This window comes from Rhizobium arsenicireducens, assembly GCF_964021225.1.
On record NZ_CAXHYK020000001.1, the window covers coordinates 1,662,359 to 1,681,741 of the forward strand.

Here is a 19,383-nt window from a genome sequence, read left to right on the forward strand (position 1 = left end):
ATGCACTGCTTGCAAAACGAACCTAGTCTCGGCCTCGAGACCGTTTTGCCAAGGAGCCTCCATGTCGTCCCTGATCGATCTCCATCCCATGTCCCGCCGTGCCTTCCTCGGCGGGTTCGTCGCCACGACGGCGCTGATCACGCTCCATCCCTTCGCCGTGCGTGCCAATGGCAACGCCACCCAGGCGCATCTGCGGCTGATGGAAACGACCGATATCCACGTCAACGTGATGCCCTACGACTATTATGCCGACAAGCCGAACGACACGATGGGCATCGCCCGCACGGCCTCGATCATCGACCAGATCCGCGCCGAGGCCGGCAATTCCATGCTGGTCGACAACGGCGATATGCTTCAGGGCAATCCAATGGGCGACTACATGGCCTACAAGAAGGGCATGAAGGCCGGCGACCTGCATCCGGTGATCAAGGCGATGAACGTGCTCAGCTATGATTGCGGAACGGTCGGCAATCATGAGTTCAACTACGGCCTCGACTTCATGTTCAACACGCTCGGCGGCGCGAATTTCCCGATCGTCTGCGCCAACCTGACCAAGGGCCTGCTCGCCGGCGACCCCAAGCAGGACGAATTGCACTTTAAACCCTATGTCATCGTCGAGAAGATGATCAAGGACGGCGCCGGCGGCGAGAACCCGATCAAGGTCGGCTTCATCGGCTTCGTGCCGCCGCAGATCATGCTGTGGGACGCCAAGAACCTCGAGGGCAAGGGCCAGACGCGCGACATCGTCGAGGCGGCGCGCGCCTGGGTCCCGGTGATGAAGGAGGAAGGCGCCGACATCGTGATCGCGCTGTCCCATTCCGGCATCGACGGCAAGGGCCTGAGCGAGCGGATGGAAAACGCCTCGCTCTATCTCGCTGGCGTGGAAGGCATCGATGCGATCTTCACCGGCCACCAGCATCTGGTCTTCCCCGGCCCGAAGGATTTCGTCGATATCGAGGGCGTCGATGCGGCCAAGGGCACGTTGCTCGGCAAGCCGGCGGTCATGGCCGGCTTCTGGGGCTCACATATGGGCCTGATCGACCTTCTGATCGAGAAGGACGGCAATGGCTGGACGATCGTCGACTTCACGTGCGAAGCCCGGCCGATCTACCACCGCGACGAGAACCGCAAGATCGTCGCCGACGTCGCCGACAAGGCCGAGGTCGTCGCCTCGGTCGCCGACGAACATGCAGCCACCCTCGATTATGTCCGTACCCCGGTGGGCAAGACATCGGCACCGCTCTATTCGTACTTTGCCCTGGTCGCCGACGATCCCTCCGTGCAGATCGTCTCCAATGCGCAGATCTGGTACGTCAAGGACATGCTGAAGGACGGCCCGCACAAGGACCTGCCGGTGCTCTCCGCTGCCGCCCCCTTCAAGGCCGGCGGACGCGGCGGCGCGGACTATTATACCGACGTCGCGGCCGGCGACATCGCCATCAAGAACGTCGCCGACCTCTATCTCTATCCGAACACTGTGCAGGCCGTGGTCATCACCGGCGAGCAGGTCAAGAACTGGCTGGAAATGTCCGCTGGAATGTTCAACCAGCTGAAACCCGGCGAAAAGGACCAACCGCTGATCAATCCGGACTTCCCGTCCTACAATTTCGACGTGATCGACGGCGTGACCTACCAGATCGACCTCTCCCAGCCGGCGAAGTTCGACAAGGAGGGCAAGGCGGTGAACCCCGACGCAAATCGCATCGTCAACCTGATGTTCGACGACAAGCCGATCGACCCTGCGCAGAAGTTCGTCGTCGCCACCAACAACTACCGCGCCGGCGGCGGCGGCAAGTTCCCGGAGATCGCGGCCGACAAGGTGGTCTTCGTCGCGCCCGACACCAATCGTGACGTGATCGTGCGCTATATCATCGCGCAGGGCGAGATCAATCCCTCGGCCGACGGCAACTGGTCGTTTGCCCCGATGGCCGGCACGACGACGATCTTCGAGAGCGGGCCGAAGGGCCGGCAATATGCCTCCGCGATCAAGGGCGCCAGGATCGAGGATGCTGGTGACGCCGCCGATGGCTTTGCCAAGTTCCGACTGATTCTCTGACGACATCGCCGCGCGTGCCGACACATTGGCCCACCTTTGCCCGTCAGCCGGCGCGCGCAACGTCCGGCCGCTCATCCCCTTCCATGCAGGTCAGCACGTCGGCGATCGATGACGGACAGTTCGCCAAAGTCTCGCGAAATCGTTCGACCAACCATTTCGCGGCGGGTCCCGGCGGGCTTGCGGCAGGCCAGGCGGCGAAGATCGGGTAGTCGATCGCCTCATAGGCGTCCATCGCGAGCCGGACCACCGCCCCGGAAACGAGTTCATCATGGATCATGGCCAGCGGCACGCCGCCCCAGCCCAATCCACCGGCAATCAACTGCTTCTTCGTCGCCATGTCGCTGACGCGCCAGGTCCTGCGTGAAAAGACATTGAAGTCCTTGGCATCGGCCGGTGCCGTGGCATCCGAGACGACGATCTGGTTCTCGTCACGGACGTCGGCGACCGACAGCGGCCGGTTCAGCTGCGCCAGCCGGTGGCTGCGGGCGGCGACCGGCGCCAGGAAGGAGGTGCCGATGCGTTGGCCGACAAGCCCGTCGCTCACGCCTTCCATCGATCCGCCAATGCCGACATCGGCCTGACCCTTCTCCAGCATGCGCGTGAGCAGAAACGGGCTGCCGACCGTCAGCCGCAGCCGCACGGTCGGAAAGGTCTCCTGGAACCGGCCGAGGACCCCAACCAGCGACTGATCCGGAACCATCACGCTGACGCCAAGCTTCACCTCTCCCTCAAGGCCTTGCGTCAACGCCTTGCTACGGGCGCGCAGGCTGTCAAGGTCCGAGAGCATCCGGCGCGCATCCTCGAGGATGGCTCGCCCCGCATCGGTGAGGACCGGCTGGCGGGAGCCGCTGCGCTCGAGCAGCATCAGTTGCAGTTGTGCCTCGAGATTGCCGATCGTGTAGCTGATCACCGACTGGGCACGGTTGAGCTGGCGGGCGGCGGCGGAAAAACTGCCCGTCTCGGCGACGGCGACGAAGACCTGTAACTGGTCGAGAGTCGGATTGGGAAGCATGGATCTATCCACTTCATCGATGATTGCGATCCATATTATCACAGTTTAATCGATGGGAAATGGAGATTATCTGTGACGCACCGCCTGAGGCCAGCTCCCAGGGCCGCAGGCGGACATCCCATTCCACACCCAGAGGTGACCTCCATGTCCTCCATTCTTCTCGTAACCGGCAGCACGCGCGGCGACGATTCGCTCTCCAACAAGATCGCCCGCCAGCTTGCCGACGACCTGTCCGCCAAGGCTGAGGCTTCCACTGTTGTCGAGCGCGACCTCGCCCGTGATCCCCTGCCGCATATCGGCGCCGACTTCTCCTCGGCCATCCGCCTGCAGCCGGAAGAGCGCACGCCGGCCCAGGCCAAAGCCATCGCCGTTTCCGATGCCGCGGTCGACGAACTGCTCACCGCCGACACGATTATCATCTCGACCGGCTTCATCAACTTCGGCATTTCGTCGATCGTAAAGTCCTGGGTCGACCATGTCGCCCGCGCCGGCCGCACCTTCCGCTACTCGGAAAACGGTCCTGTTGGTCTTGCCACCGGCAAGAAGGCCTATCTGGTGATCGCCTCGGGCGGCATCTACTCCTCCGGCCCGGGTGCGACGCTGGACTTCGCCGAACCCTATCTGCGTTCGGTCCTGGCCTTCCTCGGCATCACCGATATCGAGACGATCCGTATCGAGGGCGTCGCCTACGGCCCGGAAGCCGCCGAAAAGGCGATTTCCGCTGCGCAGGAAAAGGCGCGGGATCTGGCGCGCGCCGCCTGACATCCCGGATTGCCATCGCCAACGTAATCTCCGGCCGCCCGACATGTCGTGGCGGCCGTTCCGTTTAGACGGCGAATGCTTGGAGCGTTCGGTGGAAAATCAGACGTTGCGCGATTTCGCGCCGTCGGCAAACAGCGAGGCGCCGTTCTGGTCGATGATCTGGCGCGCCTTGCGGAAGGTGCATTCCAGCGCGTCCTGCTCCGATGTGAAGACATCGGCGCGGATAAAGACGCGTTCCAGCGTCTCGCCATTCACCTGTTTTTCGATCCGGCCGGCGAGTCTCAACTGACTGCCCTCGCGGATCGGCGCGGCATAGATGAGACAGTCCTGATGGACCTGCGGTTCGGCGGCAGGGACGGCAAAATCCTTCTGCTGCTTGGCGCCGCCGGAAAAGACCGAGAAGAGACTGGACAAGATGGACATGGCGATTGCCTAGCACAGGAGCGTCGAAGACAGAAGCCCCTGCCGCTGTTCGGTCGCGGAATTGACCCAATCGCCCCTCACCCTCCCCGTCAAAAAGGGAGAGCTCATGATCAGCCGCATTCTCGTCGCCCTGGTCGCCTTCGCCGGCATCGTCTGGCTGATGAACACCAGCCTGTTCAGCCGGTTTCCTGAGGGAAGCGGACCGCAGGTGATCGCCCATCGCGGCCAGCATCAGGTGTTCGACCGTACGGGCCTCGACAACGACACCTGCACCGCGACCCGGATCGGGCAGCCGTCGCATCCCTATCTCGAGAACACGCTTGCTTCGATGCAGGCCGCCTTTTCGGCGGGCGCCACGGTGGTCGAGCTCGACGTGCACCTGACACCGGACGGCAATTTCGCCGTGTTCCACGATTGGACCCTCGACTGCCGCACAAACCTTGCCGGCGTGACCGAGAACACGCCCTATGCCGAACTCGCCAGAGCGGACATCGGCTACGGCTATACGGCCGACGGCGGCCGCACCTTTCCCTTTCGCGGCAAGGGGATCGGCTTGATGCCGGAGCTCGATCAGGTGTTCGAGGCATTCCCCGACAAGCGCTTTCTCGTCAACTTCAAGAGCGAACGGGTCGAGGAAGGCACGGAACTCGCCACCAGGCTCGCACGCGACCCCAGGGCTCTCGCCACCGTCTTCGGGGTGTATGGCGGCGACCGCCCGACGGAGGCGACGCTGGCCGTCCTTCCCGCGCTTCGCGGCTACACCAGGACTTCGGTCAAGGACTGCCTCGTGTCCTATCTCGCCATCGGCTGGTCCGGCCATGTGCAGGCAAGCTGCCGCAATCGGCTGCTGCCGGTGCCGGTCAATTATGCGCCGCTGCTCTGGGGCTGGCCAGTCCGCTTCGTCGAGCGCATGCAGGCTGCGGGCACGGACGTGATCCTGCTTGGGCCCTACCGCAGCGGCGATCCGGGCTCCGCGGGCATCGACAGCCTTGAGGACTGGAAGGCCGTGCCGGAAAACTTCACCGGTCTGGTGTGGACCAACCGGATCGAAACCGCGCGGGAATGGGCGGAGGCCGCGGGCATCGGCCCGATCAGATGATCAGGTTGGCGAGGATCTCGTTTTCGGTAATGTCCTCATAGCCAAGTCCCGCCGCCTCGAAGCGGGATAGGAGATCAGCAAAGCTGTTGCGCTCGCGTGTTTCGATGCCGATCAGAATCGAGCCGAAATTGCGGGCCGACTTCTTCAGGTATTCGAATCGGGCGATGTCGTCGTCAGGCCCGAGAAGATTGAGAAAATCGCGCAGCGCGCCGGGGCGCTGCGGCAGGCGTAGGATGAAATACTTCTTCAGCCCGGCATGGCGCATGGCGCGTTCCTTGACGTCCGGCAGTCGCTCGAAGTCGAAATTGCCGCCGCTGACGACGGCCACAACAGTCTTGCCTTCAAGCTTGTCCCGTCCCAGTCGGTCGAGCGCGGCGATCGACAATGCACCCGCCGGCTCCAGCACCACGCCCTCGACGTTCAGCATCTCGGCAATCGTCACGCAGACGGCGTTTTCCGGGATGATCATCACCTGCTCGGGCGAGAAGTGTTTGAGTGCCGCGAAGTTCAGATCGCCGATCCGCGCTACGGCCGCACCGTCGACGAAATTGTCCACCTTCGGCAGCGTCACAACCTCTCCGGCCTCCAGGCTCCTCTTCAGGCTCGGGGCCCCGGCCGGTTCGGCAAACAGGAAGGCTTGAGGCGGCAGCAGGTCGGCGAGATAGCCGGTCAGGCCGGCTGACAGACCGCCGCCGCCCACGGGAACCACAATGAGATCCGGCGTCACGCCTTCCGGCAGTTGCTCGACGATCTCGGCTGCCACGGTCGCCTGACCCTCGATGATGTCCTCGTGATCGAACGGCGGCACCATGTAGCCCCCGATCGTCTCGACATGCTCGCGGGCCGCCGCATAGCACTGATCGAAAATATCGCCAAACAGGCGGATGGTAATGAACTCGCCGCCAAAAGTGCGAGTCTTGTCGATCTTCTGCTGCGGCGTCGTCACCGGCATAAAGACCACGCCCGGCACGCCGAAATGGCGGCAGGCGAAGGCAAAGCCCTGGGCATGATTGCCGGCCGAGGCGCAGACGAAGGTCTTGGCCCCGGCACCATCGGCGACGATCTTGCGCAGGAAGTTGAAGGCGCCGCGAATCTTGTAGGATCGCACCGGCGTCAGATCCTCACGCTTGAGAAAGATCTGCGCGCCGTAGCGCGCGCTCAGATGCTCGTTGAGTTGAAGCGGCGTCGCGGGGAAAAGAGCCCGCAGGGCTTCGACCGCGGCTTCCACGTCCATCTTCGTCACGTTGTCCATCCGTTGAATTTTGATCTCGCTCCCGCTATGGCATAGAGACGTGGCGGAGACAAAGCATCTTTGCGCGGCAACAACCCAGGACATTTCCTTGAACGCCAGCCTCCTCCGTTCGGTCGTCTATATCGCCGCCCTCTGCGGCCTCTATCTGTCGACCGCCATGCTCGTCCCGGCCATGGTCGATCTCTATTACGGTCATGACGACTGGCGTGTCTTCGCCACCTGCGCCTTCATGGTCGGCGGGCTATCGCTGATGGCGGCCATGGCAACGCGCGGGCCGCCGCCCACCTTCAGCAAGCGTTTCGGCTTCCTCTTGGTCAACGTGCTGTGGGTGGTCTTCGCGGTGGTGGGCGCGGTACCCTTTATGTTCTCAGGACCCGAACTCGACTTCGCCCAGGCCTTGTTCGAATCCACCTCCGGCATCACCACGACGGGATCTTCCGTCATTTCGGGACTCGACACCATGCCGCCCGGCCTGCTGATGTGGCGCTCGCTGCTCGCCTGGCTCGGCGGCATCGGTATCGTCGCGCTGGGTCTCTTTGTCCTGCCCTTCCTGCGCGTCGGCGGCATGTCCTTCTTCAAGATGGAATCGTCCGATACCAACGACAAGCCGTTTGCCCGGCTCGCGACATTCACCCGTGCCTTCATGGCCATCTATGTCGGCATCACGCTCTCGTGCGCCATCGCCTACGCCTTCGCCGGCATGAGCCATTTCGACGCAATCAACCATGCCTTTTCGACGGTGGCGACGGCCGGCTTCTCGACCCACGATGCCTCGTTTGGCTATTTCCAGAGCGACGCGATCCTGTGGATCTCGACCTTCTTCATGACACTTTGCAGCCTGCCCTTCTCGATTCTGATCGTCTTTGCCGTCCGCGGTCGGCTGGATGCGTTGCGCGACCCGCAGATCTTCGTCTTCCTCGGCTATGTCTCGGCTTTCGCCATTACCACGGCGCTCTACAATCACGTGAAGAACGGTATCGCGCTACCCGAAGCCCTGACCCATTCCTTCTTCAACTTCGCCTCAATTCTTTCAACCACGGGCTTTGCCAGTCAGGATTATCTGCTTTGGGGTCCCTTCGCCGTGATGGCGGCGTTCTTTGCCACCTTCATGGGCGGGTGTTCGGGCTCCACCTCCGGCGGCATCAAGGCTTATCGCTTCGTCATCCTGGCGAATGTCGTGATCACCGGACTGAAGAAGCTGATCTATCCGAACGCCGTCTATTCGGTCCGCTATGGCAGGCAAACGGTCGATACCGAAACGCAGCGTACCATCTTCCTGTTCTTCAGCGCCTTCACCTTCCTCTGGGTCGTGGGAAGCCTGATCATGGCCGCGCTCGGCTACGATTTTGTCACCGCATCCTCCGCGGTCATCACCGCTTTGGCCAATGTCGGTCCGGGTATCGGCGCGCTGATCGGACCCGCCGGCAATTTTGCCATGATGAACGATCCGGAACTCTATCTGCTGTCGCTCATGATGCTGCTCGGACGTCTCGAGGTTCTGTCGGTTCTCGTTCTGCTCATGCCGATTTTCTGGCGCACCTGACGAGAGTCTTGACGACTCTGCGGATTTTTTCAGAACTGCGCTGATAGGGACCAAAAGGGGAGCATCGACATGGGCATCAAAGGACGGACTGCTTTCACCGGCGGACAAATCATCGCGGCGCTTCTCGGCGCCGGACTGATCGCTTCGATCGGTACCACCCCGGCTATCGCCGGTCCGCTCGCGGATGCCGCCAGGCTGGCCGAGGAGAAGGCCGCGGCCGGCGATGTGATCGACGCCTATGAAACGATCCGCGATGCCTTCGGCACCTTTTCGATGGCCCTGCCCTTCATGGTGAGCAAGGCCGTGTTCGTCACTCAAAAGCCCAGGGCCTACGGCGCCTATGCAGCGCGGCCCGAACCGGTTTTCAGGCCCGGCGAACCGTTGATCACCTATGTCGAATTGATCGGACTGAACTGGAAACCGAACAGCGACGGTCTCGAGGAAGCGAATTTCAGCGTCGACTTCGAGATCTCTAAGCCCGGAGGCAAGGTGCTCGCCAGCCAGAAGAGCTTCGGCGAGTTCACCTTCACCAGTCTGGTGCGCAATCAGGAAATCTTCACCCACCTGACGCTCGACATCACCGGCGCCGAGCCGGGTGACTACCTGTTGAAATACACCGTCAACGACCTCGTCGGCAAACGTTTCACGAGTTTCGAGCAAGCTTTCACCGTCCAGCTGACGCCAGCGGCGGCACAGACGCCGGGAACCAATTTCCCGCGCACCATTTACCCCGGCAGTCGAAGGAGAACACCCATGAGACGCATCGCCACCATTTCGATTTCCCTCATTCTCGCGGGCTGCACCGCCGTAAGCCACGAAATTGCGCCTGTCCCCGGCAGCATTACCTATGGCGGAGGCCCAACCACCCGCCTGACCAAATCGCCCGCCGGCAGCATTGTCTTCCACCGGTTTCAGGATCAGTTCGGCAAGGAATGGGAAGAGCGCTATATCGTCCAGCCGGACGGAAGCCTCAAGCTCGTCGACCGCCGCCGCTATCCCATCCCGGATGTGTGAAAAAGGCGAAGCACCTGGTGCGGACGGCGGGGATCGAACCCGCATAGCCTAAGGCCGAGAGATTTTAAGTCTGACAACCCACAAGTACCATCTCTCAAAAACCAGTCTTTTCAACTAGTTAGGCAACTCACTTTGAACTGTTCTTGTGCCTGTGACACAGGAAAATGACACACATGTGTCATGTGTCACGAAGCCCTCGAAAGAGCCTCGATCGCCCGGATCTTGCGATCCGGCGAGGACTTCGCGTACTTCTGCGTGGTGGTCAAATTATCGTGGCCGGCCAGCTCCTGGACGGTCTTGATGTCCACCCCGCATTCGAGCAGTCTGGTGCAGAAAGTGTGCCGCAGTACATGTGGCACGTAGTCCTTTTCTCCACCGTGGCCGAGGGTCTTCCGCATCTCACCCCAGTGGTCAGCGATCCAGCTGGCCGTTGGGGGGAGCACGCGATCGTTCCTCCCGAGACCGATTATGCGGCGGCGCAGGATCTCCTTCGCTCGGGCGGTCAAGGGCACCTCACGGTTCTTCCCGTTCTTGGTGTCGAAGGTCCAGATGTTGTCCCGTCCAATATCCTTGACCAGGATCTTCATCACCTCACCCTGTCTGAAACCTGTGTCGAGGGACACCAGAATGTAGTCCTTGAGCAACTCGTCGCCGGCGCCGTCGCAGTAGTCCAACATCTCGGTAATCTCGTCTTCGGAGAAGTACCGCATACGACCCTGCGTCTCACGGGTGATGCCCGATTTGAAGCCTGTTTTGAGGTAGCCGTAGCGGACGGCATAGTCGACCAGCTTGGAGAGGGTTGCGAGGTGACGATTGGCCGTCTTCGGGCTGCGCCCTCGGTCCTGGAAGTGGAGCTTGACCACGTCAATATCCGCGGGGCGCAATGTATCCACGAGCCGGTCTGGTCCCAGGATGTTGATCGTGTTGGTGGCCGTCTGGATAGCCTTCGTGGCCGACTTCATAGGTCCCCAATGTACCTTGGCGACCGCGGCGACGTGCTCCCTCAAGGTGGGGACCGCCTTGGCCGTCTCTTCAAATGGGTTCCGGCCTGATTTGAAAGCGACCAGCGTCTCGAGCTTCCATATCTCGGCCTCCTTCTTGGTCGCAAAATCCTTGCGGTATCGAGTGCCCTTGTAGGAGACCGAGGCTTGCCAGGATTGGCCACGCGGTTTAACTGTCACGGTCAATTCTCCTTCTGCCCGGTTGGTGAAACTGGTAACCACAAGGCACTTAAAATGCCTCGCTCAATGCTTGAGGGTTCGAGTCCCTCACCGGGCACCAGCAAACCTCAGATATTCCTTTGCCGACAGGAAGGCACTCGGGTCAACCTGTGACTCGGGGTCGAGGATGCGAAGCAGCACACAGGCGAGCGTCCGCCCTTTGGGCGTCAGGAACGCAATCTTGCCCCGGCGGTCCATTGGGTCTTCAAGGGTTTCGACGAGATCCAGCCCCGGCTTCTTACCCTGCCACGTCCAGGCCGACAGCAGCATCTGGTGCCGGCTTACAGCCGATTGGGACACACCCAGGCGTTTGATCAACTGGAGACCAGTAATGCCCGGATTGAGCGCGATGGTTAGAAAGACCTGGAACGACAGGATCGGCGCATCGGGATAGATGCGGCGAAATTCTTCAACGGCCAAAGCCAGTCTTTCGAGGTGTTGTGTCCCAATGATCATAATACCCTCTGTGATGCGGTCAACTAGTGGGTATGTACTACTAGTGGGTAATTGTTGACAACGCAAAAATGAGGTGCGCTCTCCCCATCCACACCTGGTACGTCCCCGGCGAACGACGGGTCTCCCACCATGGGGTTGGTGACTGTCCTGCAGGCTCCACTTCCATAAAAATTTCAACACCATATGCTTGGAAATAATTCCACTGCATGACCCTTGACCTTTGCGCTTCTAGGAATGCACACCCCCTAACGGGTACAACAACAAATTGGCAACTGAATTATTCCCACATCTGAATAATAATCATATGTGGGTACAACCAACTTTCGAGTCTATTGCAGAATACCCCTCAATATCTATGGTCAGTGTAGACCTTGGTGGTAACGCTTCCGGACGTGCTCATAGACCGGAGGCGGTTCGTAACCCGAAACCTTGAGAAAATGAACCAGATGGTCCACTTTCTCGAAGGTTGGCGCTACTGCCACAAGCTCGTCGTCCTCGTAATGGAGGTCTAGCTCCATTGCCAGTTCGGAGATCACGTCGATGATCGCACTGGCCAGTTCGGGTTGAATATGCACGATAACTGTCTCCTTCTTATGGTACGTCCCCCTCTGCAATAGCCGAAACCGCTTTCTTTTTCGTGCCGTGGGCTGGGAAGCCTACGATAGCACCCCTGAGTTGAGATGTTGCGCAGACGCCACAGTGGAGGCAATTGGTCTCGGTATAGGTGGCTGGGCAGACCGCGATGCGGGTTCCAGCCGGGGAGTGCTTCGGTAGTTCCTTGGTTCTGGTCCGGTATTCCGTGAGGCTCTCCTTCGCGCCTCTTGCGTAGCCTTCCGGCAAAATCGCTACGACATTCAACCCGTGCTGGATCAGTTCATCGGCATGGTCGAGGTTGTTGGCCGACAGATTGACCGGGAAGCCCAGAGCCCGCGCCTGTCGGAGCGTCTCCAGATTGTCCTCGGTCGGTGGTTTGTGGGTGAAGGCGATCACTGGCCGGTTACGGTTCGCGGTGGCCAGTCGGAGCATCTGCTCCCGATCGATGGTATTGCCCTCTCCCGGCAGGTCGCCGGCTTGTCCATAGCGCCAGATCTGGCGCCTGGGCAATTGCTCGACCTCCTTCACGAAGGTGTCGAAATCCCCGCCGGCCTCCCCTCGGTCCACCTTCCGCCAGAAGATCGACATCGGACCATACTCGGCATAGCAGCCACCCTTCCCCACCAGGGGGCATGCGGTGGGGCAGGTCGAGCGGCTGGAGGTCGAGGCCGGCATGGGGCCGAGTTTCACGTTGCGGCTGATCTTGGTCAGGCTGTATCGCATGTGCTGTCTCTCAGACATAAAAAAACCCGCCTCGAAGGGCGGGTGTGATTGGGGGCGATTGGCTGCTGGTCAGGTGTGGGCGGCGATGACCTCGTTGAGGGCCATCTGGGCCAGTGGGTCGTGAACGTGGAGCCGCTGCTGGAACCGAGTGGCGATGCGGGCCAGGGCCGGGTCCTCACCCTCAACCAGGTCGGGGAGCTGGTTCAGGAAGCTGAAGAACGCCGGCGGGTCGTCCCGGCCGAAGCGAGACTTCAGCATGTCCCGTGGGATGGTGGTCCCCTCGATCTCGTATCGGTTGAGATGCTCAGTCACATCGAAGTTGAAATCGAAGCTCTCAATACTGTGTACTTTGGACATATGCCCGTAACCTCTTGTAACTGTTGAATTTTCTTGACTTGCCGGTCTGCTTGTCCTTGAAGATCCAGCCATCCCAGCCGTGGCGGAGCGGAAGCCGCATACGAAAAAGGTCCCGCTTGGGGACCCATTCGCCTGTTCCTGGTGCGATGACGAAGATCATCCGGCACCGCCGACTGCATATTTGGGCTTCGCCGCCTGCTTCGCCCGGATGGCCTCGACCTTGGTCTCGATGCGGGCCAGCTCGTTCTCCGCCGCCCGCTGCATGTCGATGTCGTGGGCCTGGCAGTGAGCCGCTAGGGTCACCATGACCCCACCGACCTCTTGGGCGGGCTCGCCGATCGGACGGTTGAAGACGTAGCTCTCTAGCTCTCCAACCCTCTCACGGGGGTAGCCTGTGGCCTGGAGCAGCTCCAGGACTTCTTCGAGCAGCCGGTCGCCACGCTCCAGCCGGTCAGCCGAGATCTCGGCACCGAAGCAGTCCTGGGCCCATTCGTTGACCCGGTACTGGAAGCTATCCTCGTCGCAGACGTTGATCAGGCGGAGGATCTTGGGTGAGTCCGTGCAGTCGGAAACGACATCCTGCCCATTTCCATGAATTAGGAGGATGGAGCCTAGACCCGAGATGACCAGTGTGGTGAGGTCGGTTGCGGCAACTTCAGCGGTGATCACCTCGTAATCCCGGGACCGGCTTAAGACCAGTTCCTCCTCGTCATGGATGGAGATCTCGTGGCCCCCGGCGAGTGCCCGGCGGATGATGCCACCGACGATTGCCTGTTCATCAGCTTGCATGTGGTTCGGAAATGCCATGTGGTTGCCTCCTAGTTGAGAAATCGCTTGGCGATCTCGAGCGTCTGTTCAGTCTCGACCAGCTCGCCGGTTTCGAGGGTGATGATTGCTCGATCGAGCAGGATCTGGTTCGACCAGTCTCGGTTCTTGGCGAGGGCCGCCGAGGTCAGTTTCAGTTCAGCCAGGAACGCCTGGCTGTTGTGCAGCATTGCTCGATCTGTGAGGGTCATCGATTTGAAATCCCGGTGAGTTGATGTGGATCGTGGTGTAGATGTTGAGGCCCTGGCGGTAGCCGCTGACGGACTGTGGCTCGGCCGGCGCCCAGGTCTTGAAAGTGACATCGTCGACGATCAGCCCCCGCGGTACCCGTCCGGACCGCGCCAGCCGGCCGACGAGGCCGAACTCGCGGACCAGCTTTCGATGCAGCCTGGCGTCGACTTCCTTCAGCTGGTCTTCCAGCTCGGCGATCCGGCGGCGCAGGCTGATGGCCTGGTCTTCAAGGGAGGCGGTCATGAGCTGGTGATGACGACACCCTGGGGGGTGTCAATGGAGTTCGTTTCGAGCTTGAGATCCCGCTCGTAGGCGCCGTAGTCGAAGTAGGACCGGATCGCGTCGGGGGTCTTGTGACTGTCCAGCAGGCTGTCAGCCAGCTCGTTCGAGTAGTCCGAGAACTCGGCATACATGCCGATCACGCAGTCCATGTCGGTGTTGGCGACGGAGCCGAAGTCCTCGACGATCGCCACCATCACGTCGCGGTCATACTGGGGGTTTTCCTCGACCAGCTCCTCGAACGCGGCAAGGTCCTTGAGCTGCGGGAACTCCCCGAAGAAGTTGGGCAGGCTCTCGCTGTCATGGACCGCCCACTCCTCCTCACCCTTGATCGGGCTCTCGGAGAGCATCTCCTTGATCTCGTCCTGCATCTCGTCGACGTCACTGCTGACATCGATCCATCGGCCATGCAGAATGCCGTTGTTGTAGGCGCCCAGGGCGCGGACGTAGATGCGACTGGTCATGATTGGGGAACCTCGGTTGAATATGTGCAGCGGGTCTTCGCCTGGATCTTGGCCAAACTCAGGTTCTGTTCGATGAGGACGACCCGTGCTTTGCACTCGGTCATGTCGTAGGGCATCGGCCCGGCCGTGATGATCTTGCCCACGGTGGCGACGACGATCCAGAGGTTCATGTTTGGGGCTCCTTGAATTGAAAAACCCGCCACTAGGGCGGGTTCTGGTTGGGTGGATCAGTCGTCGGTCGGCGGCTCGGGGATCATCCCCAAGGCGTGCATGTAGGTGTCGAGGATCAGGTCCTCTTCCATCCGCTCCTGCTCGTCCTTCTTGCGGAGGGCGATGACCTTCTTCAGGATCGCCGTGTCGAAGCCCATGGACTTGGCTTCGCCATAGACGTCCTTGATGTCATCGGCGATGGTCTTCTTCTCTTCTTCGAGGCGCTCGATGCGCTCGACGAAGGCTCGGAGTTGGTCACGGGCCACGCCGTGTGCTGCGTCAGTCATTTCTAGTCCTTTCGGTATGCTCGGGACATGTGTCCGAGGCTTTGATGATGGTGTTGCCGTAGAAGTCGGAGCTGAGGTTGCAGTACCGATTGCTCCGGTAGACGCAGGTTCCACAGATCCTGCCCTGAGCCTTGAAGAAGGAGATCAGGCAGCGATCGGCGGCGGACTTGCGAAGTGAGCGGCGAGCTTTGGAACTCGCGGTCCTGGCCAGGCGACCCGGCCAGTACAATTCGCAGAGGCTCACCTCCTGATTGAAGGTGAAGCCGTTGGCCAGCTTCTCGTCATGGCTCATCGTCGTTGTCTTCGATCCCAGCCTCTTCATTGCTGACCCAGGACCAGCTCATGACGAAGGCCCCCTCGTCGCCGCGGGAGATGACGACGTCACCATCGACTTCGAGTTCGTCGCTGGTCTGGACCGCACTGGCGAACGCCGCCGTGTCCGGGTCGGGTTCGGCGGTCAGCTTTTCGAGGATGGCCTGCAGCTTATGGACGCCGGTGTTGTCGACGTGCAGGTGCTCTTTGAGTTCCCTGGCCAACAGCTCGACGAGGAACGCAGTCTCGTTGTCATCAAAGTGGAGCCACATCATAAGCCTCCAGGTCAGTTGCGGGGATGGTCCTCCGGTTGCCACGGTCGAGATCGACCCAGCAGTCATCATCGAAGGTCGCCACGACCGTCCCCGTGATTTCGGGTTTGTACCTCTTGCGGACCCGGTCCCCCATGACGAAGAACGGAAGCATCAGCACGGTGGCATCCAGGTTCACGTAGATCTCGGAGTGGTGTCCAAAGGGACGGACACAGATCTTTTCCGGCACCGCGCCCTTTGGATCATTCGGGTAGATCACGGTCGCCTTGACCGTGATGATGTCGCCTTTACGCATGTTCATTACCAATCTCCTGCTGGTGTAAGGTCGTATTTTTCACCGATCCGCTTGACCCACTCAGCCGGCGTCTCGGTGCGGTCGATCTTGTCTTCGTGGTCCGAGACGAGATCCTCATAGGCCCACTGCTTCTTGGCCTCGCGCTTGGCGTCATCGAGCCACTGGTCGCTGAAACGGTCGGGCATTGTCTTCAGCATGTGGTCCAGCATCGGCGCCGGGTCGGGTCGATAGGTGCGGTCGCCATACTGGTTGTTCTCGACGAGTGTCGGCCAGTCGAGTTGCTCGAGCACCGCCGGCACGAAGTCGAAGTCATAGGCGTAGGTGAACTCGAGCCCCCTCGCCTCCATCAGATCGTGGACGCTGAGCACGATCTGGCCGGCGTGGACCGACACCATCCGCATTCCTGGAAAGCCGACACCATCCGCGACGGACTCCCACATCTGATCCCGGTCCGGAGAAAGCAGCCATTCCCAGCAGCAGAGCGCAGCTTCGATGTCAGGACCGAAGTCGGGGAACGGGACGTCGATCTCGTGCTCCTCGATCTCATACGAATATTCGTTGTCGAGATCCTGTGCGAGGATCTCGTAAGCTTCGTGGGCATCGGTGGGCATTGGGTCCGACAGGTCTTTGCGGTCCCATGCTGCAGCCACCATTTCTCGGAACTCCACCTCGGCCGCGGCCTTCGTCCCATGGGGGCTGATACCGGAGTTGTTGATGGGGTCACTCCAGGTGACGATGTAGGTCTTGATTTTCATCCGATTTCAGCTCCTGTTGCGGTGAAGGAAGTCCAGACCTTGCCGTCGCAGTGGACGGTGATGCCGACGTGGGAGTCGGGGCCCAGTTCGTCTTCGGGGTCAGTGATGCTGGACTCGGTCACGTAATGACCAATGCCGCAGCGGACCGCATAGAGCGCGTCCAGGGCTCCTTCCGGTGACTGCTCCTCCACCCAGTGGAGGATGTTGCAGATCATGTCGCCGGCCACGGTGGCCGGTCCGTCAGCATCAACTGCGGGGTTGAGGCCCGTCGCTGCGGCGAAGGCACGAAGAGTCTTGTTCGTGTCGAACATTCAAATTCTCCAGATATTGGTGGTGGCGGCTGTTTACCCGATGGAGCCGTAGACCATTCGCGGTCCCTGACAGGCTCAGTGGTCCACCCGTTGGTGACGTGTCAGGTCAGGGTTCCAACGGTCCTAGGAGGACGCGGCAGCGGCCAGGTTTGGTTAGCAGGAAGCTTCGTCGAGGATCTCGTTGATCGAGACCGGAGTGAAGCCGCAGGCGTCGACACCCACGTTGAACCGGTTGCACTTGATGTCAGGCGGGAAACGGTTCGGGATGCTCAAGCCGGATTGGTGGTCGAACGGCATGTTCGGGTTCCGGCACTGCTTGGAGTGGGTGTGGCAGTGCAGATGCAGATGCCCCTTCCAGCGACCATTCCAGTCGTCGATCGGGTAGTGGAAGAGCACGACGCGGGTGCTGGCGATCCCGATCTCATGGTACGGCAAAATGCTGGCAACTCGCGTGACCGCCGGGTGCCCTTCGAGGTCGTCCAGTCGGTCATGGTTCCCGATGATGATGACCTTGCTCCCGTTGAGACGGCCGAGCCATTCTGCGGCGTCCTTCCAGGCGAAGTCACCCAGATGGTAGACGGTGTCGCGTGGTTTGACCTTGGCGTTCCAGCGCTCGACGAGCGCTTCGTTCATCTCGTTGACGTCGGCAAAGGGTCGGTCGGCGAGGCGGATGATGTTGTCATGTCCGAAATGGGTGCAGCCTGTGAAAAAAGTGGTCATTCATTGCTCCTGGGTTTGTGAAACGGCCCCCGCAGGGGCCGAGACAAAAACTCAGCGTTTCCGCCAACGCTCGAAGCGCCGGCCGGTCCAGAACATGACGCTGGACCAGGTAATCCCGAGGATCATCTCCGGGAGATTGTGGAAGATCGCGATCATCATCGATCAGGAACCGAAGTTCGAGACGATGCCGCTGCGGGCCTTCATCACGGTTCGGATGAGCGCCTTGAGGTCGGCCTGATCGGTGACGAGCGTCTTGTTGACGTAGACTTTCGCCGTCCACGAGACGGTGTCGCGGGAAGAAAACCAGCCCTGCAGGCTTTTGGGGTAGGTGCCCGAGGGGATCTCGGTCCAGGAGTAGAGTTCCTTACCCTGCGGATCGACGGCATCGTTGAAGTCGCCATCGTTGACACCCACGAGGGCCAGGCCGGAACCGTAGAACTCATCGGCGCCGTTCACGGTGGCATTCTTGAGCGCCGCCGGCACCAGCATGCAAGTGGTCTGATTGTTGGAGACAGCCGAGAGCGCAATGTCGCCGCTCTCGTCGGTCTGGCGGACGCCGGCATAATCATCATCTTCTGCGACGAAGTTCTGCCAGATCAGCCAGGCGCCCGAGCCCCGCTCGCCAAGGGCGATCGAATACTTAGCCGCGTCGTTTTCGAGGTCGCCGATGTCTTCGACCCCCGACTCCTTGGAGCACAAGGCATGCAGGTATTCACGGTGAAGGTCGGCGATTGGCACGAACTTCGCCGCGTTGGCCGGCTCGGTCCGCTTGAGGTAGGCCATGCTGTCCGGCTGGGCGATGAAGGCGTGGCACTCACCCTTCAGTGAGAGCTTGACGTTGCCCCAGCTGCCGCCGGTGTCCTTCACGACGTTGATGTCGAGCCCGGACCCGCTGGCTTCCGCGGCGATCATCTCGCCGGCCGACGCATAGGGCTGGTCTGCCGCCCCGGTGCAGAGGTTGATGGTTCCGGCTGCGGCCGGCATGGCGAAAAGAGTCAGTGCTGCTGCGATCAGAAAGAATTTCTTCATGTGGTCTCCTTGGTTGGTTGGATCTCGAGTTCGACTGGTCCATCGATCAAGTAGCTCTCGTCGTGGTAGCAAGCCTCGAAATAGGTATCGATGACCTCATCAGTGGTCATGTCATCGTTGAGGGTGACGTCTTCGGTCGCGGCCCATTCCCGGCAGAAATCGGCAATCTGGTCCGCGACGTGTTGGCTGGTCGGGCCGACATAGATGTTCCGGCCGTGATTGTGGTCGATCGTGCCGACGAAGATGTTGATCTTCATACTCTTGTGACCTCCAGGATCGTGAAGTCCTCATTCCAATCCATCGAAGTCCTCCTTGTTGAAATACCGGCCGAGGCGGAGCCGGCCGGCGCTGTTCTTGGTGATGAAGTAGCCGTGGTAGGCCAGTGGAAGATCATTCAAGGCCCGGATCAGGGTCAGGGCCTGGCCCGGTACGGTCGCCATCTTGGTTTCCCGCCGCAACTTGATCTGATGCTCCTCAATCTCAAGCCAGGTGCGCCGGCCGGCGCCGCGGAGGGTCATGACGTGAGTGCGGGTCAGATTGTAGAAGATCTGCGGCGTCGTGAGGTCGGCGTTCCGCAAGACGTTGCGAGCCCGGTTGCTGAGTTCGAGGCTGTCGAGGAAGTCGTTCTCGATCACAGGCACCCCCCATGATATTCAGCCCACGCGGCTGCGGTTTCTTCATCGTTATCGATGGCACATTCCTCACAGATGAAGGCCCCATCATGGGCGGAGTAAGCGGGCCGCTCGTTGGTCAGCCAGCACCATGCGCCACAGCGTCGGCAGTACCCTGGCCGCGGCATCCGGAACCAAAAGCGCCGGGTGAATACCTGGCGCCAGCGGCCATTCTTGATGTGCCACCAGTGGTTGGTGCGGATTATTCCCA

Annotated in this window: 28 protein-coding genes and 1 tRNA gene; 6 read left to right on the forward strand and 23 right to left on the reverse strand. The window is 60.8% G+C overall.

Going from position 1 to position 19,383, the window contains the following annotated elements:
• Positions 1-61: 61 nt before the first annotated feature.
• The gene (locus tag ACWPVA_RS08050; RefSeq protein WP_454287187.1) at positions 62-2,056 is read left to right on the forward strand and encodes a bifunctional 2',3'-cyclic-nucleotide 2'-phosphodiesterase/3'-nucleotidase; all 1,995 of its coding nucleotides are present in this window, start codon (positions 62-64) and stop codon (positions 2,054-2,056) included.
• Between the two features lie 43 nt (positions 2,057-2,099).
• On the opposite strand, the gene ACWPVA_RS08055 is transcribed toward ACWPVA_RS08050, so the two are convergent.
• Positions 2,100-3,068, reverse strand: a complete 969-nt coding sequence (locus ACWPVA_RS08055; protein WP_454287188.1) for a LysR family transcriptional regulator — start codon at positions 3,066-3,068, stop codon at positions 2,100-2,102.
• Between the two features lie 144 nt (positions 3,069-3,212).
• On the opposite strand from ACWPVA_RS08055, the gene ACWPVA_RS08060 reads away from it, so the two are divergent.
• Positions 3,213-3,830 carry an FMN-dependent NADH-azoreductase gene (locus tag ACWPVA_RS08060; protein ID WP_454287189.1) on the forward strand — a complete coding sequence of 206 codons (618 nt, stop codon included), beginning with the start codon at positions 3,213-3,215 and terminating at the stop codon, positions 3,828-3,830.
• 99 nt (positions 3,831-3,929) lie between these two features.
• On the opposite strand, the gene ACWPVA_RS08065 is transcribed toward ACWPVA_RS08060, so the two are convergent.
• A complete protein-coding gene (locus ACWPVA_RS08065) occupies positions 3,930-4,253 on the reverse strand; it encodes an HlyU family transcriptional regulator (RefSeq protein WP_454287190.1) in 324 nt (107 codons plus the stop codon).
• Positions 4,254-4,359: 106 nt separating this feature from the next.
• Here ACWPVA_RS08065 and ACWPVA_RS08070 point away from each other — a divergent pair, with 106 nt between their 5' ends.
• Positions 4,360-5,352 (forward strand): glycerophosphodiester phosphodiesterase family protein, encoded by a 993-nt coding sequence (locus tag ACWPVA_RS08070; RefSeq protein ID WP_454287191.1) that lies wholly within the window; start codon positions 4,360-4,362, stop codon positions 5,350-5,352.
• On the opposite strand, the gene ilvA is transcribed toward ACWPVA_RS08070, so the two are convergent.
• Positions 5,345-6,595, reverse strand: a complete 1,251-nt coding sequence (ilvA, locus tag ACWPVA_RS08075) for a threonine ammonia-lyase (protein ID WP_454287192.1) — start codon at positions 6,593-6,595, stop codon at positions 5,345-5,347. The genes ACWPVA_RS08070 and ilvA overlap by 8 nt on opposite strands.
• Positions 6,596-6,692: 97 nt before the next feature.
• Here ilvA and ACWPVA_RS08080 point away from each other — a divergent pair, with 97 nt between their 5' ends.
• Both ACWPVA_RS08080 and ACWPVA_RS08085 read left to right on the forward strand, forming a co-directional pair.
• Positions 6,693-8,147: a TrkH family potassium uptake protein gene (locus ACWPVA_RS08080; RefSeq protein ID WP_454287193.1), complete on the forward strand. Its 1,455-nt coding sequence runs from the start codon at positions 6,693-6,695 to the stop codon at positions 8,145-8,147.
• Between the two features lie 69 nt (positions 8,148-8,216).
• A complete protein-coding gene (locus ACWPVA_RS08085) occupies positions 8,217-9,161 on the forward strand; it encodes a hypothetical protein (protein ID WP_454287194.1) in 945 nt (314 codons plus the stop codon).
• Positions 9,162-9,346: 185 nt separating this feature from the next.
• On the opposite strand, the gene ACWPVA_RS08090 is transcribed toward ACWPVA_RS08085, so the two are convergent.
• Positions 9,347-10,342 (reverse strand): tyrosine-type recombinase/integrase, encoded by a 996-nt coding sequence (locus ACWPVA_RS08090; protein WP_454287195.1) that lies wholly within the window; start codon positions 10,340-10,342, stop codon positions 9,347-9,349.
• A 16-nt stretch (positions 10,343-10,358) separates the two neighbouring features.
• Here ACWPVA_RS08090 and ACWPVA_RS08095 point away from each other — a divergent pair.
• Positions 10,359-10,442, forward strand: a tRNA-Leu gene (locus ACWPVA_RS08095).
• Here ACWPVA_RS08095 and ACWPVA_RS08100 read toward each other — a convergent pair.
• The 19 genes from ACWPVA_RS08100 to ACWPVA_RS08190 all read right to left on the reverse strand — a co-directional run bounded on the left by ACWPVA_RS08100 (position 10,430) and on the right by ACWPVA_RS08190 (position 19,136).
• Positions 10,430-10,837: a hypothetical protein gene (locus ACWPVA_RS08100; protein WP_454287196.1), complete on the reverse strand. Its 408-nt coding sequence runs from the start codon at positions 10,835-10,837 to the stop codon at positions 10,430-10,432. The two genes, ACWPVA_RS08095 and ACWPVA_RS08100, sit on opposite strands and share 13 nt — an antisense overlap.
• Positions 10,838-11,196: 359 nt before the next feature.
• Positions 11,197-11,412, reverse strand: coding sequence for a hypothetical protein (locus ACWPVA_RS08105; protein WP_454287197.1), 216 nt, complete (start codon positions 11,410-11,412; stop codon positions 11,197-11,199).
• A 16-nt stretch (positions 11,413-11,428) separates the two neighbouring features.
• The gene (locus ACWPVA_RS08110; RefSeq protein WP_454287198.1) at positions 11,429-12,172 is read right to left on the reverse strand and encodes a DUF7227 family protein; all 744 of its coding nucleotides are present in this window, start codon (positions 12,170-12,172) and stop codon (positions 11,429-11,431) included.
• A gap of 51 nt (positions 12,173-12,223) precedes the next feature.
• The gene (locus ACWPVA_RS08115; RefSeq protein ID WP_454287199.1) at positions 12,224-12,511 is read right to left on the reverse strand and encodes a hypothetical protein; all 288 of its coding nucleotides are present in this window, start codon (positions 12,509-12,511) and stop codon (positions 12,224-12,226) included.
• Positions 12,512-12,667: 156 nt separating this feature from the next.
• Positions 12,668-13,318 carry a hypothetical protein gene (locus ACWPVA_RS08120; RefSeq protein ID WP_454287200.1) on the reverse strand — a complete coding sequence of 217 codons (651 nt, stop codon included), beginning with the start codon at positions 13,316-13,318 and terminating at the stop codon, positions 12,668-12,670.
• Positions 13,319-13,329: 11 nt separating this feature from the next.
• Entirely contained in the window at positions 13,330-13,506 is a 177-nt protein-coding gene (locus ACWPVA_RS08125) for a hypothetical protein (RefSeq protein WP_454287201.1), read from the reverse strand.
• Positions 13,475-13,810 carry a hypothetical protein gene (locus ACWPVA_RS08130; protein ID WP_454287202.1) on the reverse strand — a complete coding sequence of 112 codons (336 nt, stop codon included), beginning with the start codon at positions 13,808-13,810 and terminating at the stop codon, positions 13,475-13,477. Before ACWPVA_RS08130 ends, ACWPVA_RS08125 begins: the two co-directional genes overlap by 32 nt.
• A complete protein-coding gene (locus tag ACWPVA_RS08135; protein WP_454287203.1) occupies positions 13,807-14,310 on the reverse strand; it encodes an antirestriction protein ArdA in 504 nt (167 codons plus the stop codon). Before ACWPVA_RS08135 ends, ACWPVA_RS08130 begins: the two co-directional genes overlap by 4 nt.
• Positions 14,307-14,480 (reverse strand): hypothetical protein, encoded by a 174-nt coding sequence (locus ACWPVA_RS08140; RefSeq protein WP_454287204.1) that lies wholly within the window; start codon positions 14,478-14,480, stop codon positions 14,307-14,309. The genes ACWPVA_RS08135 and ACWPVA_RS08140 overlap by 4 nt, the downstream gene beginning before the upstream one ends.
• A gap of 57 nt (positions 14,481-14,537) precedes the next feature.
• Positions 14,538-14,807, reverse strand: coding sequence for a DUF2312 domain-containing protein (locus ACWPVA_RS08145; protein WP_454287205.1), 270 nt, complete (start codon positions 14,805-14,807; stop codon positions 14,538-14,540).
• Complete coding sequence (locus tag ACWPVA_RS08150; protein WP_454287206.1) at positions 14,800-15,099, reverse strand: hypothetical protein; 300 nt, start codon at positions 15,097-15,099, stop codon at positions 14,800-14,802. The genes ACWPVA_RS08145 and ACWPVA_RS08150 overlap by 8 nt, the downstream gene beginning before the upstream one ends.
• Positions 15,089-15,391 carry a hypothetical protein gene (locus tag ACWPVA_RS08155; RefSeq protein ID WP_454287207.1) on the reverse strand — a complete coding sequence of 101 codons (303 nt, stop codon included), beginning with the start codon at positions 15,389-15,391 and terminating at the stop codon, positions 15,089-15,091. Before ACWPVA_RS08155 ends, ACWPVA_RS08150 begins: the two co-directional genes overlap by 11 nt.
• Positions 15,375-15,692, reverse strand: coding sequence for a hypothetical protein (locus ACWPVA_RS08160; protein WP_454287208.1), 318 nt, complete (start codon positions 15,690-15,692; stop codon positions 15,375-15,377). Before ACWPVA_RS08160 ends, ACWPVA_RS08155 begins: the two co-directional genes overlap by 17 nt.
• Positions 15,692-16,441 (reverse strand): hypothetical protein, encoded by a 750-nt coding sequence (locus tag ACWPVA_RS08165; RefSeq protein WP_454287209.1) that lies wholly within the window; start codon positions 16,439-16,441, stop codon positions 15,692-15,694. Before ACWPVA_RS08165 ends, ACWPVA_RS08160 begins: the two co-directional genes overlap by 1 nt.
• The gene (locus ACWPVA_RS08170) at positions 16,438-16,752 is read right to left on the reverse strand and encodes a hypothetical protein (RefSeq protein ID WP_454287210.1); all 315 of its coding nucleotides are present in this window, start codon (positions 16,750-16,752) and stop codon (positions 16,438-16,440) included. The genes ACWPVA_RS08165 and ACWPVA_RS08170 overlap by 4 nt, the downstream gene beginning before the upstream one ends.
• 153 nt (positions 16,753-16,905) lie before the next feature.
• Positions 16,906-17,472, reverse strand: a complete 567-nt coding sequence (locus ACWPVA_RS08175) for a metallophosphoesterase (RefSeq protein ID WP_454287211.1) — start codon at positions 17,470-17,472, stop codon at positions 16,906-16,908.
• A 162-nt stretch (positions 17,473-17,634) separates the two neighbouring features.
• A complete protein-coding gene (locus ACWPVA_RS08180; protein ID WP_454287212.1) occupies positions 17,635-18,501 on the reverse strand; it encodes a TAXI family TRAP transporter solute-binding subunit in 867 nt (288 codons plus the stop codon).
• The gene (locus ACWPVA_RS08185) at positions 18,498-18,758 is read right to left on the reverse strand and encodes a hypothetical protein (protein ID WP_454287213.1); all 261 of its coding nucleotides are present in this window, start codon (positions 18,756-18,758) and stop codon (positions 18,498-18,500) included. The genes ACWPVA_RS08180 and ACWPVA_RS08185 overlap by 4 nt, the downstream gene beginning before the upstream one ends.
• 30 nt (positions 18,759-18,788) lie before the next feature.
• Positions 18,789-19,136, reverse strand: a complete 348-nt coding sequence (locus ACWPVA_RS08190; RefSeq protein ID WP_454287214.1) for a hypothetical protein — start codon at positions 19,134-19,136, stop codon at positions 18,789-18,791.
• Positions 19,137-19,383: the final 247 nt, after the last annotated feature.

What these genes read in the sequence shown, in the direction of transcription:
- ACWPVA_RS08050 (WP_454287187.1), top strand. Translation starts at nt 62, where the DNA reads ATGTCGTCCCTGATCGATCTCCATCCCATGTCCCGCCGTGCCTTCCTC.
- ACWPVA_RS08055 (WP_454287188.1), bottom strand. Translation starts at nt 3,068, where the DNA reads ATGCTTCCCAATCCGACTCTCGACCAGTTACAGGTCTTCGTCGCCGTC.
- ACWPVA_RS08060 (WP_454287189.1), top strand. Translation starts at nt 3,213, where the DNA reads ATGTCCTCCATTCTTCTCGTAACCGGCAGCACGCGCGGCGACGATTCG.
- ACWPVA_RS08065 (WP_454287190.1), bottom strand. Translation starts at nt 4,253, where the DNA reads ATGTCCATCTTGTCCAGTCTCTTCTCGGTCTTTTCCGGCGGCGCCAAG.
- ACWPVA_RS08070 (WP_454287191.1), top strand. Translation starts at nt 4,360, where the DNA reads ATGATCAGCCGCATTCTCGTCGCCCTGGTCGCCTTCGCCGGCATCGTC.
- ACWPVA_RS08085 (WP_454287194.1), top strand. Translation starts at nt 8,217, where the DNA reads ATGGGCATCAAAGGACGGACTGCTTTCACCGGCGGACAAATCATCGCG.
- ACWPVA_RS08100 (WP_454287196.1), bottom strand. Translation starts at nt 10,837, where the DNA reads ATGATCATTGGGACACAACACCTCGAAAGACTGGCTTTGGCCGTTGAA.
- ACWPVA_RS08110 (WP_454287198.1), bottom strand. Translation starts at nt 12,172, where the DNA reads ATGTCTGAGAGACAGCACATGCGATACAGCCTGACCAAGATCAGCCGC.
- ACWPVA_RS08115 (WP_454287199.1), bottom strand. Translation starts at nt 12,511, where the DNA reads ATGTCCAAAGTACACAGTATTGAGAGCTTCGATTTCAACTTCGATGTG.
- ACWPVA_RS08120 (WP_454287200.1), bottom strand. Translation starts at nt 13,318, where the DNA reads ATGGCATTTCCGAACCACATGCAAGCTGATGAACAGGCAATCGTCGGT.
- ACWPVA_RS08125 (WP_454287201.1), bottom strand. Translation starts at nt 13,506, where the DNA reads ATGCTGCACAACAGCCAGGCGTTCCTGGCTGAACTGAAACTGACCTCG.
- ACWPVA_RS08130 (WP_454287202.1), bottom strand. Translation starts at nt 13,810, where the DNA reads ATGACCGCCTCCCTTGAAGACCAGGCCATCAGCCTGCGCCGCCGGATC.
- ACWPVA_RS08135 (WP_454287203.1), bottom strand. Translation starts at nt 14,310, where the DNA reads ATGACCAGTCGCATCTACGTCCGCGCCCTGGGCGCCTACAACAACGGC.
- ACWPVA_RS08140 (WP_454287204.1), bottom strand. Translation starts at nt 14,480, where the DNA reads ATGAACCTCTGGATCGTCGTCGCCACCGTGGGCAAGATCATCACGGCC.
- ACWPVA_RS08145 (WP_454287205.1), bottom strand. Translation starts at nt 14,807, where the DNA reads ATGACTGACGCAGCACACGGCGTGGCCCGTGACCAACTCCGAGCCTTC.
- ACWPVA_RS08150 (WP_454287206.1), bottom strand. Translation starts at nt 15,099, where the DNA reads ATGAGCCATGACGAGAAGCTGGCCAACGGCTTCACCTTCAATCAGGAG.
- ACWPVA_RS08155 (WP_454287207.1), bottom strand. Translation starts at nt 15,391, where the DNA reads ATGTGGCTCCACTTTGATGACAACGAGACTGCGTTCCTCGTCGAGCTG.
- ACWPVA_RS08160 (WP_454287208.1), bottom strand. Translation starts at nt 15,692, where the DNA reads ATGAACATGCGTAAAGGCGACATCATCACGGTCAAGGCGACCGTGATC.
- ACWPVA_RS08165 (WP_454287209.1), bottom strand. Translation starts at nt 16,441, where the DNA reads ATGAAAATCAAGACCTACATCGTCACCTGGAGTGACCCCATCAACAAC.
- ACWPVA_RS08170 (WP_454287210.1), bottom strand. Translation starts at nt 16,752, where the DNA reads ATGTTCGACACGAACAAGACTCTTCGTGCCTTCGCCGCAGCGACGGGC.
- ACWPVA_RS08175 (WP_454287211.1), bottom strand. Translation starts at nt 17,472, where the DNA reads ATGACCACTTTTTTCACAGGCTGCACCCATTTCGGACATGACAACATC.
- ACWPVA_RS08180 (WP_454287212.1), bottom strand. Translation starts at nt 18,501, where the DNA reads ATGAAGAAATTCTTTCTGATCGCAGCAGCACTGACTCTTTTCGCCATG.
- ACWPVA_RS08185 (WP_454287213.1), bottom strand. Translation starts at nt 18,758, where the DNA reads ATGAAGATCAACATCTTCGTCGGCACGATCGACCACAATCACGGCCGG.